The sequence below is a fragment of the Helicobacter pylori genome, assembly GCF_016755635.1.
GTDB lineage: Bacteria > Campylobacterota > Campylobacteria > Campylobacterales > Helicobacteraceae > Helicobacter > Helicobacter pylori_CQ.
Genome location: NZ_CP051500.1, coordinates 1236523 through 1255010, shown reverse-complemented (window position 1 = coordinate 1255010; position 18488 = coordinate 1236523). Strand labels below are relative to the sequence as shown.

The 18488-nt window shown below is 38.4% G+C and carries 17 protein-coding genes, 7 tRNA genes and 3 pseudogenes; 25 read left to right on the top strand and 2 right to left on the bottom strand.

Features of this window, described 5'->3' with window-relative positions; all coding sequences use genetic code 11:
- Positions 1-406 precede the first annotated feature (406 nt).
- Both HG567_RS07800 and HG567_RS05830 read left to right on the top strand, forming a co-directional pair.
- Positions 407-871, top strand: a pseudogene (locus HG567_RS07800) (hypothetical protein).
- A gap of 1 nt (position 872) precedes the next feature.
- On the top strand, positions 873-1196 hold the full coding sequence (locus HG567_RS05830) for a hypothetical protein (protein WP_202139487.1): 324 nt from the start codon (positions 873-875) through the stop codon (positions 1194-1196).
- Here the strand turns inward: HG567_RS05830 and HG567_RS07795 are convergent.
- Positions 1193-1297 (bottom strand): annotated as a pseudogene (locus HG567_RS07795) (prohead core protein); the annotation flags it as partial. The gene HG567_RS05830 and the pseudogene HG567_RS07795 overlap by 4 nt on opposite strands.
- Before the next feature lie 301 nt (positions 1298-1598).
- On the opposite strand from HG567_RS07795, the gene purD reads away from it, so the two are divergent.
- The 12 genes and pseudogenes from purD (at position 1599) to HG567_RS05770 (ending at position 12411) form a co-directional block, all read left to right on the top strand.
- A complete protein-coding gene (gene purD, locus HG567_RS05825) occupies positions 1599-2873 on the top strand; it encodes a phosphoribosylamine--glycine ligase (protein ID WP_202139486.1) in 1275 nt (424 codons plus the stop codon).
- Between the two features lie 48 nt (positions 2874-2921).
- Complete coding sequence (locus tag HG567_RS05820; protein ID WP_001257410.1) at positions 2922-3401, top strand: RDD family protein; 480 nt, start codon at positions 2922-2924, stop codon at positions 3399-3401.
- Positions 3402-3403: 2 nt separating this feature from the next.
- Positions 3404-5665 carry an LPS-assembly protein LptD gene (locus HG567_RS05815; RefSeq protein ID WP_202163737.1) on the top strand — a complete coding sequence of 754 codons (2262 nt, stop codon included), beginning with the start codon at positions 3404-3406 and terminating at the stop codon, positions 5663-5665.
- A gap of 14 nt (positions 5666-5679) precedes the next feature.
- Positions 5680-6384 (top strand): phosphoribosyltransferase, encoded by a 705-nt coding sequence (locus HG567_RS05810; RefSeq protein WP_001869148.1) that lies wholly within the window; start codon positions 5680-5682, stop codon positions 6382-6384.
- Positions 6385-6386: 2 nt separating this feature from the next.
- Positions 6387-8453 (top strand): polyribonucleotide nucleotidyltransferase, encoded by a 2067-nt coding sequence (locus HG567_RS05805; protein ID WP_202163736.1) that lies wholly within the window; start codon positions 6387-6389, stop codon positions 8451-8453.
- A gap of 132 nt (positions 8454-8585) precedes the next feature.
- Entirely contained in the window at positions 8586-8903 is a 318-nt protein-coding gene (locus tag HG567_RS05800) for a F0F1 ATP synthase subunit C (protein WP_000669961.1), read from the top strand.
- Positions 8904-8973: 70 nt separating this feature from the next.
- Positions 8974-9060 (top strand) — tRNA-Leu (locus HG567_RS05795).
- 53 nt (positions 9061-9113) lie between these two features.
- A tRNA-Leu gene (locus HG567_RS05790) sits at positions 9114-9200 on the top strand.
- Between the two features lie 301 nt (positions 9201-9501).
- Positions 9502-10017 (top strand): serine O-acetyltransferase, encoded by a 516-nt coding sequence (gene cysE, locus HG567_RS05785; RefSeq protein ID WP_000886349.1) that lies wholly within the window; start codon positions 9502-9504, stop codon positions 10015-10017.
- Between the two features lie 232 nt (positions 10018-10249).
- A pseudogene (locus HG567_RS07895) lies at positions 10250-10321 on the top strand (IceA2 protein); the annotation flags it as partial.
- Between the two features lie 329 nt (positions 10322-10650).
- Complete coding sequence (locus tag HG567_RS05775; RefSeq protein ID WP_202163735.1) at positions 10651-11640, top strand: DNA adenine methylase; 990 nt, start codon at positions 10651-10653, stop codon at positions 11638-11640.
- Between the two features lie 102 nt (positions 11641-11742).
- Positions 11743-12411 carry an HAD family hydrolase gene (locus HG567_RS05770; protein ID WP_202163734.1) on the top strand — a complete coding sequence of 223 codons (669 nt, stop codon included), beginning with the start codon at positions 11743-11745 and terminating at the stop codon, positions 12409-12411.
- An 8-nt stretch (positions 12412-12419) separates the two neighbouring features.
- On the opposite strand, the gene HG567_RS05765 is transcribed toward HG567_RS05770, so the two are convergent.
- Positions 12420-14156, bottom strand: coding sequence for an ABC transporter ATP-binding protein/permease (locus HG567_RS05765; RefSeq protein WP_202163733.1), 1737 nt, complete (start codon positions 14154-14156; stop codon positions 12420-12422).
- 191 nt (positions 14157-14347) lie between these two features.
- Here HG567_RS05765 and HG567_RS05760 point away from each other — a divergent pair.
- The 11 genes from HG567_RS05760 (at position 14348) to rplA (ending at position 18427) form a co-directional block, all read left to right on the top strand.
- Positions 14348-14423, top strand: a tRNA-Thr gene (locus HG567_RS05760).
- Between the two features lie 27 nt (positions 14424-14450).
- Positions 14451-14535 (top strand) — tRNA-Tyr (locus HG567_RS05755).
- A gap of 15 nt (positions 14536-14550) precedes the next feature.
- A tRNA-Gly gene (locus tag HG567_RS05750) sits at positions 14551-14627 on the top strand.
- 29 nt (positions 14628-14656) lie between these two features.
- Positions 14657-14731: transfer RNA gene (locus tag HG567_RS05745), tRNA-Thr, on the top strand.
- Between the two features lie 126 nt (positions 14732-14857).
- Positions 14858-16057, top strand: a complete 1200-nt coding sequence (tuf, locus tag HG567_RS05740; RefSeq protein ID WP_001040574.1) for an elongation factor Tu — start codon at positions 14858-14860, stop codon at positions 16055-16057.
- Between the two features lie 33 nt (positions 16058-16090).
- Positions 16091-16249, top strand: coding sequence for a 50S ribosomal protein L33 (gene rpmG, locus HG567_RS05735; protein ID WP_000865159.1), 159 nt, complete (start codon positions 16091-16093; stop codon positions 16247-16249).
- A gap of 39 nt (positions 16250-16288) precedes the next feature.
- A tRNA-Trp gene (locus tag HG567_RS05730) sits at positions 16289-16364 on the top strand.
- 134 nt (positions 16365-16498) lie between these two features.
- Positions 16499-16678 (top strand): preprotein translocase subunit SecE, encoded by a 180-nt coding sequence (secE, locus tag HG567_RS05725; protein WP_000362130.1) that lies wholly within the window; start codon positions 16499-16501, stop codon positions 16676-16678.
- Positions 16679-16707: 29 nt separating this feature from the next.
- A complete protein-coding gene (nusG, locus tag HG567_RS05720; protein ID WP_000384125.1) occupies positions 16708-17235 on the top strand; it encodes a transcription termination/antitermination protein NusG in 528 nt (175 codons plus the stop codon).
- A gap of 17 nt (positions 17236-17252) precedes the next feature.
- Positions 17253-17678 carry a 50S ribosomal protein L11 gene (gene rplK, locus HG567_RS05715; protein WP_001085997.1) on the top strand — a complete coding sequence of 142 codons (426 nt, stop codon included), beginning with the start codon at positions 17253-17255 and terminating at the stop codon, positions 17676-17678.
- A 44-nt stretch (positions 17679-17722) separates the two neighbouring features.
- The gene (gene rplA, locus HG567_RS05710; RefSeq protein WP_001085839.1) at positions 17723-18427 is read left to right on the top strand and encodes a 50S ribosomal protein L1; all 705 of its coding nucleotides are present in this window, start codon (positions 17723-17725) and stop codon (positions 18425-18427) included.
- Positions 18428-18488 lie beyond the last annotated feature (61 nt).

Here is an 18488-nt window from a genome sequence, read left to right as displayed (position 1 = left end):
AGAAATACTAAAAGCGTTTTTTATAATAATATAAAAGATTTTGACGTAGTTAAATGATAACTTCTTAAAAAAGCGCTCTTTAAGGTTAGGGGGTTTAGTTTGGGGTTGTAGGGGGAATGAGTTTTACTATTAAAAATAAAATCTAAAGTCATGTCTAATCATAACAGATGGCTTGATTGCTAAAGATTGTATTGTTGCAGATGAAGCCTAAGATTGAATTGCGAGTTATCGCTTTGTTGGTGGTGAGATCTTTAGAAAAAATCTTTTTAGTAATATTTATGTTGGGTTTTGGTTTCGTTGAGTTTAGGTTTCATTAAGTTTAATGGGGTATTAAAATTAGAGATGGTTAGAATTTTTGTCTTATTCTATTTTTGGTAGAATAATAATTTCTCACAAGGAATTACACATGGATAATATTTGGTTTCAGTATAAAATTGGCAAGCAACTAGATGAATTAGAAATTGAAGATTCTTTATGTCTTTCTTTATTCAAATCTCTTGAAAATTGTATTAAGTTTAAAAAACTTAGCAATATTGGATTAAAAGAAGCAGAAGTTAAAAGAGACGCTGAAATCTCAAGGTGGCATACAGAACTTTTAAGAGAAAAAAATCTTAAAGAACAGCGTAGGCAAAAAGAATAGCAAGAAAAAAAATCTCAAGAGAATTTTCAAAAGTTTTTAGAATTTTGCAAACAACAAAATCGTGTTCTTAAAAAATTTGATAACACCAATTTTTCGTTTGAATGCGATGAGCCGGCTACAAAAAAGCCCTTAGAAAACCCTACAAACAACATTCTTAACTCCAATCATCAAAATACACAGCCACAAAACAATACTAAAATGTTTGATTATTTTGATAATCTTAGGTATTGAAGTGAAAAAAGCATTAATCATAGCTAGCAAAATAACTCTTTGGTTATTGGCGCTTTTAGGTGTTTATGCTTTAGTGATCTTTGTTGCACTTAAAACCTATTATCAAAATAAAGGCTATAGTATTTTAACATTTGGAGTAATTATAATGACAGAAGAAACCTATGAAGCCTATCTTGATACGAATATTAAACAATTGGAAGAGATAAGAAATCAAAAGCTTAACAAAGCATTGGAATTGTGCAAACAATCAGGTCTTGTCCTTAGAGCGTTTGACGGAAAAAATTTTTCATTTAAATGCGATAAAACCAATCGCTCTAAACCCTAACGAAAAGGTGAATCCTTAGAATTTGAATTTTTTCTAAAAGATTGAGAGCAAAAAATTAGAAATTCGAACGCAATTGAAACCTTACCGCCCATACCCACGACTATAACTTCTCTCGTTTTCTATCTTTTGATTGTGTTTTTTATGCTGTATAGTTTTGCATGGAATTTCTTTAAAATTTAAGTATAATTGTAAACATCGCCTGGATGATTCGTGTTTCTTATTTGATGGCAAGTTCGTTGAAAAAATAAGTTAGGCTAAGGTAGTGGTTTTTGTGTGATGGCATTTTTTAAATCTGCCCCTAAGAAAATCCTCCTAGCCTTATTAGTGTAGGTTTGTTGAACTTATGCGCATGTAAAAGTAGCGGTCATCTGGGTTTAAAAACAACCACATTTTAGGGAAGACATGAAAGATAACAACAACTATAATGTTTTAATTGTGGGGAATAAGGGGCGAGAGTATGCTTTGGCTCAAAGGCTTCAGCAAGATGAGCGAGTGAATGCTTTGTATTTTTGTTTGGGTAATGGTGGCACTCAAGATTTAGGCGAGAATCTGGAATGCGAACATTACGAGCATATCGTGGAATTGGCCCTTAAAAAACAGATCCATTTAGCTATCATTTCAGAAGAAGAGCCTTTGATTTTAGGGCTTACAGAGAGGTTAGAAAAAGCGGGTATTTTAGTGTTTGGGGCTTCTAAAGAAGCGGCTAAGTTAGAGGCTTCTAAAAGCTATATGAAAGCTTTTGTTAAAGAATGCGGTATCAAAAGCGCGTCTTACTTTGAAACAAACGACTTAAAAGAAGCTCTCAATTACATTCAAAACGCTTCTTTCCCCTTAGTGATTAAAGCGTTGAATAAAAACACAAGCATTGTCCATCAACAAGAAGAAGCGATAAAAATCCTTGAAGATGCTTTCAAACAAAGCAATGAGCCTGTGATCATAGAGCCTTTTTTAGAGGGGTTTGAGCTTTCAGTTACAGCGCTCATAGCCAATGATGATTTTATCTTGTTGCCCTTTTGCCAAAACTACAAACGCTTATTAGAGGGGGATAACGGGGTCAATACAGGAGGTATGGGGGCCATCGCTCCTGCAAACTTTTTCTCTAATGAATTAGAAGAGAAAATAAAAAATCATATCTTTAAACCCACTTTAGAGAAACTTCAGGCTGACAACACGCCTTTTAAAGGGGTTTTACTCGCTGAAATTGTAATCATAGAAGAAAAAGGCGTTTTAGAGCCGTATTTATTGGATTTTAGCGTGCGTTTTAAAGATATTGAATGCCAGACGATTTTACCCCTTTTAGAAAGCTCGCTTTTAGATTTGTGTTTGGCTACAGCCAAAGGGGAATTAAATTCTCTTGAATTGGTGTTTTCTAAAGAATTTGTGATGAGTGTCGCGCTTGTTTCTAGGAATTACCCCACTAGCTCTTCGCCCAAACAAACCCTTTATATTGATCCGGTTGATGAAAAAAAGGGTCATTTGATTTTAGGGGAGGTGGAGCAGGATAATGGCGTGTTTGAAAGCAGTGGGGGGAGGGTGATCTTTGCCATTGGTAGGGGAAAATCCTTATTAGAAGCCAGAAACCATGCTTATGAAATCGCTCAAAAGGTGCATTTTGAAGGCATGTTTTATCGCAAGGATATTGGTTTTAAGGTGTTAGATTTGAAAGAATATTCTTAAAGGTTAAAGTTTAAGACAAACCAAAGAGTTTGTCTTATTTGTTTTTGAATGCGCTCTCCAAATTTAGAAAAAGAAGAAACTGAAATCATAGAAACACTCCTTATGCGTGAAAAAATGCGTTTATGCCCCTTGTATTGGCGCATCTTAGCGTTTTTAACCGATGGTTTGTTGGTAGCGTTTTTATTGAGCGATCTTTTAAGGGCGTGCGATTTCTTGCATTCTTTATACTGGCTGGCTAATCCCATTTATCATGGCGTGTTTGTTGCGATGGGTTTTATCATCTTGTATGGCGTTTATGAAATCTTTTTTGTGTGTTTGTGCAAGATGAGTTTGGCTAAACTGGTTTTTAGGATTAAAATTATTGATATTTATTTAGCAGATTGCCCCAGTAGGGCTATTTTATTGAAGCGTTTAGGGTTAAAGATCGTGGTTTTTCTATGCCCCTTTTTATGGTTTGTAGTGTTTAAAAACCCCTATCATAGGGCGTGGCATGAAGAAAAAAGCAAAAGTCTTTTGGTGTTAGTTTAATCATGATTTATTGGTTGTATTTGGCGGTCTTTTTTTTGTTGAGTGCATTAGACGCTAAAGAAATCGCTATGCAACGATTTGACAAACAAAACCATAAGATTTTTGAAATCCTTGCGGATAAAGTGAGCGCTAAAGACAATGTGATAACCGCATCAGGGAATGCGATCTTATTGAATTATGATGTGTATATTCTAGCGGACAAGGTGCGTTATGACACCAAGACTAAAGAAGCGTTATTAGAAGGCAATATCAAGGTTTATAGGGGCGAGGGTTTGCTCGTTAAAACCGATTATGTGAAATTGAGTTTGAATGAAAAATATGAAATCATTTTCCCCTTTTATGTCCAAGACAGCGTGAGCGGGATTTGGGTGAGCGCGGATATTGCCAGCGGAAAGGATCAAAAATATAAGGTTAAAAACATGAGCGCTTCAGGGTGCAGCATTGATAACCCCATTTGGCATGTCAATGCGACTTCAGGCTCATTCAACATGCAAAAATCGCATTTGTCTATGTGGAACCCTAAGATCTATGTCGGTGATATTCCTGTATTGTATTTGCCCTATATTTTCATGTCCACTAGCAATAAAAGAACTACCGGGTTTTTATACCCTGAGTTTGGCACTTCCAACTTAGACGGCTTTATTTATTTGCAACCCTTTTATTTAGCCCCCAAAAACTCATGGGATATGACCTTTACCCCACAAATCCGCTATAAAAGGGGTTTTGGCTTGAATTTTGAAGCGCGCTACATTAACTCTAAAAACGACAGGTTTTTATTCAACGCGCGCTATTTTAGGAATTACACCCAATACGTCAAACGCTATGATTTGAGGAATCAAAATATCTACGGTTTTGAATTTTTAAGCTCTAGCAGGGACACTTTACAAAAATACTTCCATCTTAAGTCTAATATTGACAACGGGCATTACATTGACTTTTTATACATGAACGATTTGGACTATGTGCGTTTTGAAAAGGTTAATAAGCGTATCACAGACGCCACGCACATGTCTAGGGCGAATTACTATTTGCAAACAGAAAACAATTATTACGGCTTGAATATCAAGTATTTTTTAAACCTGAATAAAATCAACAACAACCGCACTTTCCAATCTGTCCCTAATTTGCAATACCATAAATATTTAAATTCTTTGTATTTTAAAAATTTGTTGTATTCGGTGGATTATCAGTTTAGAAACACCGCAAGAGAGATTGGTTATGGCTATGTGCAAAACGCTTTGAATGTGCCGGTGGGCTTGCAATTTTCTTTGTTTAAAAAGTATTTGTCTATAGGGCTTTGGAATGATCTCCAACTATCTAATGTGGCTTTAATGCAATCTAAAAATTCCTTCGTGCCTACGATCCCTAATGAATCAAGGGAATTTGGGAACTTTGTGTCTTCAAATTTTTCCATGTATGTCAATACGGATTTAGCCAGAGAATACAACAAACTTTTCCACACGATCCAATTGGAAGCGATTTTCAACATCCCTTATTACACCTTTAAAAACGGCTTATTTTCTCAAAACATGTATGCTTTAAGCGCGCAAGCTTTAAACAGCTACACTTCGCCTTTATTGAGGGATTATGATTATCAAGGGCGTTTGTATAACTCTGTGTGGAATCCTAACAGCATTTTACCTAGCAATGCGAGCAATAAGACGGTGAATTTAACCTTAACGCAATACCTTTATGGCTTAGGGGGGCAAGAGTTATTGTATTTTAAAATATCGCAACTCATCAATCTTGACGATAAGGTTTCGCCTTTCAGGATGCCATTAGAGAGTAAGATCGGGTTTTCGCCCTTAACAGGATTGAATATCTTTGGGAATGTTTTTTATTCGTTTTATCAAAACCGCCTAGAAGAAATCTCGGTGAACGCTAATTACCAACGCAAGTTTTTAAGCTTTAACCTCTCTTATTTTCTAAAAAACAATTTTAGCAGTGGGATTAATAGCATTGTAGAAAATCCTGCGGATTATTTAAAGGCGGGTTTTAGCAACGACTTTGGCTATTTTTCCATGAGCGCGGATGTGGGTTATGATATTAGGAATAATGTGGTTTTAAATTGGAATGTAGGGATTTATAAAAAAATCCGTTGTTTTGGGATTGGCTTTCAATTCGTCAACCAACGACGCCCTATTCTCACCGGCGATCCCAACCAGCCTATAAGAGTGTTTGAAAATAACTATGTTAAGCTAGAATTAGACTTCTCACCGATCACTAAAACCAATGTAACTTACCGCTCTTTACAGCGTAAGTAAAAAAAGGAATGCATTTGAATACTGACTTTAGCCATATCACCGATATAGAGGGCATGCGTTTTATCAATGAAGAAGACGCTTTGAACAAATTGATTAATGAAATCCACACGCGCCACATTGATTTAAAAGATTCCATCATGCTCGCTTTGAGTTTTAACGCTTTGTATTTAGCTAACGCTTTAGCGCAAAAATTTGGAGCGACTTATGATATACTTTTTTTAGAACCTATCCTAGCCCCTTTAAACTCAAAATGCGAGATCGCTTTGGTGAGTGAGAGCATGGATATAGTGATGAATGAAAGTTTGATCAATTCCTTTGACATCACTTTAGACTATGTTTATGGGGAAGCCAAGCGAGCTTATGAAGAAGACATTTTGTCCCACATCTATCAGTATCGCAAAGGCAATGCGATCAAAAGCTTAAAAGATAAAAATATTTTTATCGTAGATAGGGGGATTGAAACCGGGTTTAGAGCAGGGTTGGGCGTGCAAACTTGCTTGAAAAAAGAATGCCAAGACATTTATATTTTAACCCCCATTCTCGCGCAAAATGTCGCTCAAGGCTTAGAAAGTTTGTGCGATGGGGTGATTAGCGTGTATCGCCCTGAATGTTTTGTTTCTGTGGAGCATCATTATAAAGAACTCAAGCGATTAAGCAATGAAGAAATTGAAAAATACTTGGGCGCTAACAACGCGCCTAATTTAAAAAAGGAACATTAAATATGGATTTTATCACCATCAATTCCAGTAACAAAAACGAAGAGTTCGCTCTCAAACAAGTGGCCAAACAAGCCACCAGCTCTCTAATGTATCGCTTAGGAAAAACCATCATTTTAGCGAGCGTGTGCATAGAAAGAGAGCCTGTGAGTGAAGATTTTCTGCCTTTAGTGGTGCAGTTTTTAGAAAAATCTTATGCAGCCGGTAAAATCCCGGGCGGTTTTGTTAAAAGAGAAGGCAGGGCGCAAGATTTTGAAATCTTAACCTCTAGGCTCATAGACAGGACTTTACGCCCTTTATTCCCTAAAGATTACCGCTACCCTACCCAAATCACTTTAATGGTTTTAAGCCATGATATTGAAAATGACTTGCAAGTCTCTGCTTTAAACGCCGCTTCAGCCGCTCTCTTTTTGGCCCATATCGCTCCTATTAAAAGCGTGAGCGCTTGCAGGATCGCTAGGGTGGATAACGAATTTATCATTAACCCTAACACAAGCCTTTTGAATCAATCCAGTTTGGATTTGTTCGTGTCCGGCACAAAAGAGAGTTTGAACATGATAGAAATGCGCTCTTTAGGGCAAAAATTAAACGCTTTAGAAGAGCCTTTAATGTTAAAAGCTTTAGAATTGGCTCAAAAAAGTTTGAAAGAAACTTGCACGCTTTATGAAGAGGTTTTCACGCCCCACCAAAACGAGCTGCTTTTCAAAGAGAGCCAAGGAATAATTTTTAATGAAAGGCTGTTAGATTTATTAAAAAATCAGTATTTTGATGAAATCATCAAAGGCATTGAAAGTTCTGCTTTGAGCGAGCGAGAAAATGTTTTCAATGAAATTGCCAGAAAAATCAGTGAAGCCCACTCAGAATTCAGTTTAGAAGAAATTGAATTGTCTTTAGAAAAAGTGAAAAAAACTGAGATAAGGCGCATGATCATTAAGGATAAAATCCGCCCGGATAAGCGCGCGTTAGAAGAAGTGCGGCCCATTTTGATAGAGAGCGATTTGCTCCCTATGGCGCATAGCTCCATTTTATTCACTAGGGGGCAAACGCAAAGCTTAGTGGTAGGGGTTTTAGGCACGGATAATGACGCTCAAACCCATGAGAGTTTGGAGCATAAAAACCCTATTAAAGAGCGGTTCATGTTTCATTATAATTTCCCTCCTTTTTGCGTGGGCGAAGCGAGTTCTATCGGTGCGACTTCAAGGCGTGAATTAGGGCATGGGAATTTGGCTAAAAGGGCCTTAGAAACGAGTATTAAAAATAAAGATCAGGTGATACGATTGGTTTCTGAGATTTTAGAAAGCAATGGTTCAAGCTCAATGGCGAGCGTGTGCGCAGGCTCTTTAGCCCTTTATGCAAGCGGTGTGGAAATCTATGATCTAGTCGCTGGGGTGGCTATGGGCATGGTGAGCGAAGGGCAAGATCACGCCATTTTAAGCGATATTAGCGGTTTAGAAGACGCAGAAGGCGATATGGATTTTAAGATTGCCGGGAATTTAGAAGGCATTACGGCCATGCAAATGGATACCAAAATGAGCGGTATCCAATTAGAGGTTTTATACCAGGCCTTACTCCAAGCTAAAAAAGCACGAGAGCATATTTTAAAAATCATGCATGAAGCGAAAGAAAAGATCGTGATCAATTTTTCCCATTTGCCCACAACGGAGATTTTTAATGTCGTGCCCGATAAAATTGTAGAAATTATCGGTCAAGGGGGGCGTGTGATCAGAGAGATAGTAGAAAAGTTTGAGGTTAAAATTGATTTGAACAAACCGAGCGGTGAAGTGAAAATCATGGGGAATAAAGAACGGGTTTTGAAAACGAAGGAATTTATTTTAAACTACTTGCATTCTTTGAATCAAGAATTGGAGCAATACGCTATTGATGAGGTGTTAGAAGCTCAAGTGAAGAGAATCGTGGATTTTGGGGCGTTTTTAAGCTTGCCTAAGGGGGGCGAAGGCTTGTTAAGAAAGCAAAACATGGACAGGTGTCAAGTGGTTTTAAAAGAAGGCGATAGCATCAGGTGTAGGGTGATTAGCTTCAATAAGGGTAAAATCGCCTTGGATTTGGCTTAAAATTTTAAAAAGCGTTTTTTAAAAGCGTTTTTAAGCTAGTTTGTATTAAAATAAATTCTTGCTTGTATTTTTGAAAGTAGAGGAACGATTCGAAATGAAAATCAAGCCTAATTTTTGAAACGGAGTGCGAAAATGAAATTTTTAGCGTTATTTTTTCTGGCTTTAGCGGGCGTTGCTTTCGCTCATGATGGCGGAATGGGTGGGATGGATATGATTAAATCTTATTCTATCTTAGGGGCGATGATTGGTTTAGGGATTGCCGCTTTTGGTGGGGCGATCGGCATGGGGAATGCGGCTGCAGCGACCATTACAGGCACAGCGAGAAACCCAGGAGTGGGCGGTAAATTGCTCACCACCATGTTCGTGGCCATGGCGATGATTGAAGCGCAAGTGATTTATACTCTAGTGTTTGCTATTATCGCTATTTATAGTAACCCATTCTTAAGTTAAGGGTTTTTTGATGGGCTAAATTATTGCTTAAAAAGCGTAATTTAGCTATAATATCTGTTTTAAATTTTTAGCACTGGTGGTGGAATTGGTAGACACGCCATCTTGAGGGGGTGGTGGGAGCAATCTCGTGCGAGTTCGAGTCTCGCCCAGTGCACCATTAAGTTTCTTTAAGGAGTAAGTGGGTATAATCTCACTCTTTGCTTTATACACGCCGAAGTGGTGGAATTGGTAGACACGCTAGACTCAAAATCTGGTGGGAGCAATCCCGTGTCGGTTCGAGTCCGACCTTCGGCACCACTACTAGTAATTTTTTTCAATCTGCTTTTTATTTTTTTCATTTAAAATAGTTTTATCCCAAATAAATACCAAATAAATGATGGATTAGTGGGTTTTTTAAGCCTTTTTTAAAGGGTTGTTTAAGAGAATTTAAAAAAAATTAAAAGAGAGAGCGTTTTACTCTATTAATTTTACTCCATTAAAAGGAGTGTGAGTTTGGGTATAATGGCAAGAAAAATTTGCATCAAATTTTATTGGAATGGATGAGAAAAATCTGCTTAAGTCATGTTGATTCAAATATATTTCAACCGGAGACTCTGTCATGCTAGATCTGTCTTATAGCCTGGAGCGTGTCTTGCAAGAAGACCCGGCAGCTAGGAATAAGTGGGAGGTGCTCTTGCTTTATCCGGGCATTCATGCATTGCTTTGTTACCGCCTAGCGCATGCGTTGCACAAGCGGAGGTTTTACTTCATTGCGCGCGCGCTTTCTCAGTTGGCGCGTTTTATCACTGGGATAGAAATCCATCCGGGCGCTAAGATTGGGAGAGGGCTTTTTATTGATCATGGCATGGGTGTGGTGATTGGCGAGACCACAGAGATTGGAGATGATGTTACCATTTATCATGGCGTAACCCTAGGGGGCACGGGCAAGTTTAAAGGCAAGCGCCACCCTACTTTAGGCAACCGAGTGGTAGTGGGGGCTGGGGCTAAGGTTTTGGGTGCGATTTGCGTGGGCGATGATGTGAGGATTGGGGCTAATGCGGTGGTGCTTTCAGATTTACCCACGGGTTCTACGGCTGTAGGCGCTAAAGCCAAAACCATCACAAAGGATCGTTAATTCTAGACAAGCGGTTGAGCTAATTTGCACGATGCGGGTTATTTTGAGATAAATTGATCAATGAGACTGATTTTATGAGAGTTAAGCGGGTTTGTTATTAAGCTATTTTTTAGGGATTTTGTGATAAAATACTCAAATACTCAAATATAAGGTTTATCTGTTAGTTGTGCTATAGACTAGACTGATAATTTGATGTTGGGTATATCACAATTTATATTTTAGGAGGTTTATAATAGCGGTTGTAGTTAAAGTCGTTAATGGCAAAATACAGGAATTTGAAAATGGTATCCATAAAAGAACCTACTAGAAAATAGGGCAATAGCGACAAAAGCTTTGATGCATTCAGCTAGTAGGGGGGTTTCGCTGTTTTTCTAGCGGTGTTTTAATGAGTAGTTGCGATAGAAAAAGTCTTTATTGGCAATAGAGGGGTTGTTTCGTTGTTTTAATGAAACGATTGGTAGAGCGTGCGGTATTAAAAAAACGATCATCGTTTCACATAGGATTGATTAGTTGGTTTTAAGATTATTTTAATCGTGGGGGTTAGGACTTATTCATAATCAAGTTATGTTACAATACATAAAATTTAACTTTAATATAGCTATACCATTTAAAGAAGCATACAAACACAGATTAATGAACTACATCGGCTCTAAATACAAGCTCATTCCCTTTATTAAGGAAAATATCCATGCGGTTGTAGGGGACAACCTTTCTGGTGCGATTTTTTGTGATCTGTTCGCTGGGACGGGCATTGTGGGGCGTGCGTTTAAAAAAGCTGTTAATAAGGTTATTTCTAATGATTTGGAGTATTACAGCTTTGTTTTGAATCAAAATTATATCGGCAACATTCAAGAAATCCCTAATCAAGAAGAGCTTATTGACAGGATTAATAGCGTTGCTTTAAAAAAAGGCTTTATCTATTCGCATTATTCTTTAGGGGGGGGTTCAAGGCAGTATTTTAGCGAAACAAACGCTCAAAAAATTGATGCGATGCGTTTCAAAATTGAAGAGCTTAAGCTTTCTCAAAACATTGATAATTGCGCGTATTATTTTTTGCTCGCATCGCTATTAGAGAGCGCGGACAAGGTGGCTAACACCGCTTCAGTTTATGGGGCTTTTTTAAAACGCCTTAAAAAAAGCGCTCAAAAAGAACTCATCTTAAAAGGCGCTCATTTTGATTTGAGCTTAAACGCTAATGAAGTGTACCAGCAGGATTCTAATGATTTGATTGGAAAGATTTCAGGGGATATCTTGTATTTAGACCCTCCTTACAATGCGAGGCAATACGGGGCGAATTACCATTTATTGAACACGATTGCTGCTTATACACCCTTTACTCCAAAAGGCAAAACCGGCTTGCCCAGTTACCAGAAATCCTCTTTTTGCTCTCGTTCTCAAATCTTAAACGCTTTTGAAAACTTGATCAAAAAAGCGCGATTCAAATATATCTTTTTAAGCTATAACAATGAAGGGCTTATGAGCGAGACAGAGATTAAAAATATCTTAAAAAAATACGGTGCTTACTCCTTAACTACCAAAACTTACATGCGTTTTAAAGCGGATAACAAACGCGCCCATAAAGCCGCACACACCAAAGAGTGTTTGCATATTCTTATCAAATAAGAGTCAAAATAGCCCAACCTTTAAATGGCAAAAATAATCGCTTAAATACCGCTTGAATAAGGTAAAATGAAACCAAAATAAGCCTATAAAAAAGGGGAAATCATGGCGCTTGAAGTGGTTTTATGGGATTTTGATGGCGTGATTTTTGACAGCATGCATTTAAAATATGAAGGGTTTAAGGCGTTGTTTCAAAAGTATGGCAACAAGAATCAAGAGAGTTTGAAGCGATTTGAAGTTTATCACTATCAAAGTGGGGGGATTTCAAGGAATGAAAAAATCCAATATTTTTATAACGAGATTTTAAAAACCCCTATCGATCAAGAAGAAGTGGATGCATTAGCCCTAGAGTTTGGCGCTATCATAGAACAAAAGCTTTTTGATAGGGGGCATTTGAATAGCGAAGTGATGGCGTTTATTGATAAGCATTATAAAAATCATGTTTTCCATATCGCTTCAGCGGCTTTGCATAGCGAATTGCAAGTGTTGTGCGAGTTTTTAGGGATTACTAAGTATTTTAGGAGCGTTGAAGGGAGTCCGCCTAATAAACCCAAGATTATCGCTAATATCATTCAAAAATACGCCTATAACCCAAGCCGCATGCTAATGATAGGCGATAGCGTCAATGACTATGAAAGCGCTAAGGCTAATAAAGTGGCGTTTTTGGGTTACAACAGCAAGGTTTTGAAAAATTTGGTGGGTCAAAACGGCTATCAAGGGAAGTATTTGGAGAGTTTTAAAGGGTTTGATTTGCAAAATTTTATAAAAGAGTGAAGCCAACTTTAGCCAAGATTGTCTTTGTGTTGGCTCATATCAATGATGACTTCACAGCGTTGAATCGTGCTTAAGCGGTGGGCGATAACGATTAGGGTTTTATTTTTAGCGATTTGATAGATTTCATCCATGATTTTACTCTCGGTTTCATTGTCTAGGGCTGAAGTGGCTTCATCTAAAACCAAAATTTCAGGGTTATCGTATAGGGCTCTTGCAATGCCTATGCGCTGTTTTTGACCGCCGCTAAGCTTAGCACCCCCTTCGCCCACTTGGGTTTTAAGTCCCTCATGCTCGCATAAAAAATCATAGATATGAGCCATTTTGCACACCTTAATCAAGCGTTTTTCATCTATGGCGCTCCCAAAAGCGATATTATCCCCCACAGTGCCATCAAAAAGGTAAATATTTTGGGGGATATAGCCTATTTTTTTACGCCATGAGCGCCTGTTTTCGTTGGTTAAAAGGGTGTTATCAATAAAAATTTCCCCACTTTTAGGGTAGGTAAGCCCCATAATAATATCCGCCAGCGTGGATTTTCCGCACCCGCTATGGCCTATAAGAGCGACTTTTTGACCTTTTTGAATGGTGAGGTTAAAATTCTTTAAAACCGGGTGTTTTGGCTTATAAGCGAATGAAATGTTTTTAAGAGTGATTTTTTCATTAAAGTCTAAAGGGACTAAATCCTCTTCAACGATGGTTTTAGTAAGGCTTTTAAAAACAATGTTAGTCGCAAGCTGGTTGTAAGCGATTTCATTATATTGATTCAAAACGCCAGTAACAGAAGGGAGCGTGCGATAAAGCGCTAGAGCATACATAGAAATGGTAGGAAGCACCATTTTAGCTTCGCCGTATTTGAATAAAATGTAAGCGACCGCTAAAATCAACAAACTAAAGCCCACCGTTTCTAATGAATACCTAGGGACTACTTGCAAAGTAGAATAAATAATCTCGGTGTCATGGGCTTTACGGCTATTTTCTCCAAAAAGCTTGTGGGCTTCTTCGTGGTTGTCTTTGAGTTTAGTGATTTTGAAATTGCTGAAAAATTTTGAAAAAACTTTAAGCGTTTGCGCCCTAGATTTTGCCGCTATCTCGCCCTTTTTTTGAATAAGAATGGTGATTTTTTTAGTGATAATAAAAATTTGTATAGAGATGATTAGAGTGAATACAAGCGTTAACTTCCAGTTAGTGATTAATAGCGTGGAATAGAAAAAAACGATCACGGTTAATTCGGTGAGTAGATTCAAAAAAGCGTTAAAGCTCATAAACATGCCATCCGCTTTATTATTGATAATATCTCTTAAAGAATCCAAGTTGTGGTTAAGGTGGGAGAGGTAGTTGCTTTTAATGTGCTGTAAAAAAAGTTGTTGCTTGATTTGATAAGCTTTTTTATTGGAAAAACGCCCTTTCAAATAAGTGAAAGACACCCCATAAAACATCCTGAACAAATAAATCCCCACCAAGCAAAAACTAAAGAAATACATAAGGCGAACGGGAGATGAAAAATGGAAAAAATCATAAACCATTTTCCAGTCTTTATCGTCTAAAGCCCTGCTAGGATCGGAAGCGAGAGTGATAAAAGGCATTAAGAGAGTTAGAGACATCACTTCCACAAAAGAAGAAAAAACCGCCATCAGCACAAGCAGGAAAAAAACCATTTTTTCCTTGAAAGTGATGAGCATATAAATTTGCTTTAAAGAACGCAAAAAGTATTTTAAAGTAGAAATTTTATGTTTTTTTTTCGCCATAATTTAAGTGTCCATAAATTCTTTTATTTTATATGTAATAAGCTTTGAGCTGTGTTAAGCCAAATTGAGCTAGATTATAGCTAAATTTTAACCATGCTCTGTGCCATACGAATAATTTAGCTTTCTGTCATCATTTCTTGACAAGTCAAGTATAAAACTGCTATAATCCCAAGTCTTTGATTATTTTAGTTGCTGGCTTAGCTCAGTTGGTAGAGCAGCTGCCTTGTAAGCAGCAGGTCGGGGGTTCAAGTCCCTTAGCCAGCTCCAGTTAAAATGTTATTTTGCAAAGTTTTTGGTGAGATACTCAAGTGGCCAACGAGGGCAGACTGTAAATCTGCTGACTATGTCTTCCGTGGTTCGAATCCACGTCTCACCACCATTTTGTTTTATAGATGCGGGAATAGCTCAGTTGGCTAGAGCATCAGCCTTCCAAGCTGAGGGTCGCGGGTTCGAGTCCCGTTTCCCGCTCCATTTTTAGGATAACATTTAGTTTTTGAGACGCCTATATAGCTCAGAGGCAGAGCACTTCCTTGGTAAGGAAGAGGTCGGCGGTTCAATTCCGCTTATAGGCTCCAGTTTATAATCTCTTGAATGGCGATAAGACAAAAATGTCTTAAATTTTGTGGTAGCATTTAGGAATACTTAGGATTTTGTTTAGTATAATTCTAAAATCCATTTCAAAAAATTAAGGAGAAATACAAATGGCAAAAGAAAAGTTTAATAGAACTAAGCCGCATGTTAATATTGGAACCATTGGGCATGTAGACCATGGTAAAACGACTTTGAGTGCAGCGATTTCAGCGGTGCTTTCTTTGAAAGGTCTTGCAGAAATGAAAGACTATGATAATATTGATAACGCCCCTGAAGAAAAAGAAAGAGGGATCACTATCGCTACTTCTCACATTGAATATGAGACTGAAAACAGACACTATGCGCATGTGGATTGCCCAGGACACGCTGACTATGTAAAAAACATGATCACCGGTGCGGCGCAAATGGACGGAGCGATTTTGGTTGTTTCTGCAGCTGATGGCCCTATGCCTCAAACCAGGGAGCATATCTTATTGTCTCGTCAAGTAGGCGTGCCTCACATCGTTGTTTTCTTAAACAAACAAGACATGGTAGATGACCAAGAATTGTTAGAGCTTGTGGAAATGGAAGTGCGCGAATTGTTGAGCGCGTATGAATTCCCTGGCGATGACACTCCTATCATAGCGGGTTCAGCTTTAAGAGCTTTAGAAGAAGCAAAGGCTGGTAATGTGGGTGAATGGGGTGAAAAAGTGCTTAAGCTCATGGCTGAAGTGGATGCCTATATCCCTACTCCAGAAAGAGACACTGAAAAAACTTTCTTGATGCCGGTTGAAGACGTGTTCTCTATTGCGGGTAGAGGGACTGTGGTTACAGGTAGGATTGAAAGAGGTGTGGTGAAAGTAGGCGATGAAGTGGAAATCGTTGGTATCAGACCTACACAAAAAACGACTGTAACCGGTGTAGAAATGTTTAGGAAAGAGTTGGAAAAAGGTGAAGCCGGCGATAATGTGGGCGTGCTTTTAAGAGGAACTAAAAAAGAAGAAGTAGAACGCGGTATGGTTCTATGCAAACCAGGTTCTATCACTCCGCACAAGAAATTTGAGGGAGAAATTTATGTCCTTTCTAAAGAAGAAGGCGGGAGACACACTCCATTTTTCACCAACTACCGCCCGCAATTCTATGTGCGCACAACTGATGTGACTGGCTCTATCACCCTTCCTGAAGGCGTAGAAATGGTTATGCCTGGCGATAATGTGAAAATCACTGTAGAATTGATTAGCCCTGTTGCGTTAGAGTTGGGAACTAAATTTGCGATTCGTGAAGGCGGTAGGACCGTTGGTGCTGGTGTTGTGAGCAATATTATTGAATAATATTAGCAAAAAGAGTTACCATAAAGGGTCATTATGAAAGTTAAAATAGGGTTGAAGTGTTCTGATTGTGAAGACATCAATTACAGCACCACTAAGAACGCCAAGACTAACACTGAAAAACTGGAGCTTAAAAAGTTCTGCCCAAGGGAAAATAAGCACACTCTTCATAAAGAAATCAAATTGAAGAGTTAGCTCTTTCTTTTGCATTGCAATTTAAAGGGAGGGGAGGTTAGGTCAGTAGCTCCAATGGTAGAGCGTCGGTCTCCAAAACCGGTTGTTGGGGGTTCGAGTCCCTCCTGGCCTGCCATTTACTAATTTATCTCATCAAATTTTTTGTTTGGTTGTTTTTGATTTTTTAATTTTAATTTAAGCTGTTTTTGGATAAAATTGAAAATTCTTTTAATTAAATGTATTAAGTTTAAGTGAGGGCAACGAGAGACTATGGATAAATGGCTCATGCAATACAGATTGGCTAGAGAAGAGCTTTCTAAAGTGATATTTCCCATTAAAGAGCAGATACGCAATGCGCTTGTTTCTGTTTTAGTGGTGGTGAGTGCTATCACGCTATTTTTAGCTTTGTTGGATTTTTCTCTAGGGGCTTTTGTCTCTAGTGTTTTATAGGTTGGTGGCTTTAAATAAGGAGAATGATAATGGATTGGTATGCCATACAAACTTATTCAGGGAGCGAGCAGTCCGTTAAGAAAGCGATTGAGAATTTAGCGAATGACCATGATATAAGAGATAGGATACAAGAGATCATTGTGCCTACTGAAGATATTATAGAGGTTTCTAAAAAAAGCAAGACAAAGGTAACGGAACGAAGCCTTTATCCTGGGTATGTTTTTATTAAAGTGGATTTAGATACGGTTTTGTGGCATAAGATACAATCTTTGCCAAGAGTGAGCCGTTTTATTGGAGAAAATAAAAAGCCAACCCCATTGAGTGAAGCGGATATTGGGCATATTTTAGAGAAAATGAATAACCGAGCGGCCCCCAAGCCCAAAATCTTTTTTGAGCAAGGCGAAGTGGTGCGCGTGGTGGAAGGCCCTTTTGCGAACTTTACCGCTACGGTGGAAGAGTATGATGTGGAACACCGCAAGCTCAAGCTCAATGTTTCTATTTTTGGCAGGAACACTCCAATAGAGATTTTGCATTCGCAAGTGGAAAAAATTATATAACTTTTTAAGGAGAAAACATGGCTAAAAAAGTAGTCGGAGAAATCAAACTTCAAATCCCTGCCGGTAAGGCAAACCCTTCACCTCCAGTAGGGCCAGCATTGGGTCAAAGAGGGGTTAATATCATGGAATTTTGTAAGGCTTTTAATGAGAGAACTAAAGACATGGGGAGTTTTAATATCCCGGTCATTATCACGGTTTATCAAGATAAGAGTTTCACTTTTATCACTAAAAAGCCCCCAGTAACGGATTTGATCAAAAAAGCTTCTGGGGTTGAAAAAGGTTCTGACAACCCGCTCAAAAATAAGATCGCAAAGCTCACCCACAAGCAAGTGGAAGAGATCGCACAATTGAAAATGGAAGATTTAAACACAAGCACCATGGAAGCGGCCAAAAAAATCGTTATGGGCAGCGCTAGGAGCATGGGCGTAGAAGTTGTGGATTGATTGGGTTTTGTTGGAATTGAAAGAAATTTTTAAGGATTAGAATCGTGGCAAAAAAAGTATTTAAAAGATTGGAAAAACTTTTTTCTAAAATTCAAAACGATAAAGCGTATGGCGTAGAGCAAGGCGTAGAGGTGGTTAAATCCCTCGCTTCAGCCAAATTTGATGAAACCGTGGAAGTAGCGTTAAGACTAGGGGTTGATCCAAGGCATGCGGATCAAATGGTGCGTGGTGCGGTGGTGCTTCCTCATGGAACAGGGAAAAAAGTAAGAGTGGCTGTTTTTGCAAAAGACATTAAGCAAGATGAAGCCAAGAACGCTGGGGCTGATGTCGTTGGCGGAGATGATTTGGCTGAAGAAATCAAAAATGGTCGTATTGATTTTGACATGGTGATCGCAACGCCTGATATGATGGCGGTTGTCGGTAAAGTGGGTAGGATTTTAGGCCCTAAAGGTTTGATGCCAAACCCCAAAACCGGAACCGTTACGATGGATATTGCTAAAGCGGTTAGTAACGCTAAAAGCGGTCAAGTGAATTTCAGGGTGGATAAAAAGGGCAATGTTCATGCCCCTATTGGTAAGGCGAGTTTTCCTGAAGAAAAAATCAAAGAAAACATGCTTGAGTTGGTTAAAACGATCAACCGCCTAAAACCCAGTAGCGCGAAAGGCAAATATATTAGAAACGCTGCTCTTTCGCTCACCATGTCGCCTTCAGTGAGTTTGGACGCACAGGAATTGATGGATATTAAATAGCGTTAGGAGTTTTTAATCTTAGGCTGAAGATCGTAAGAGCTAAAAAGCTTAAAATTTCTTT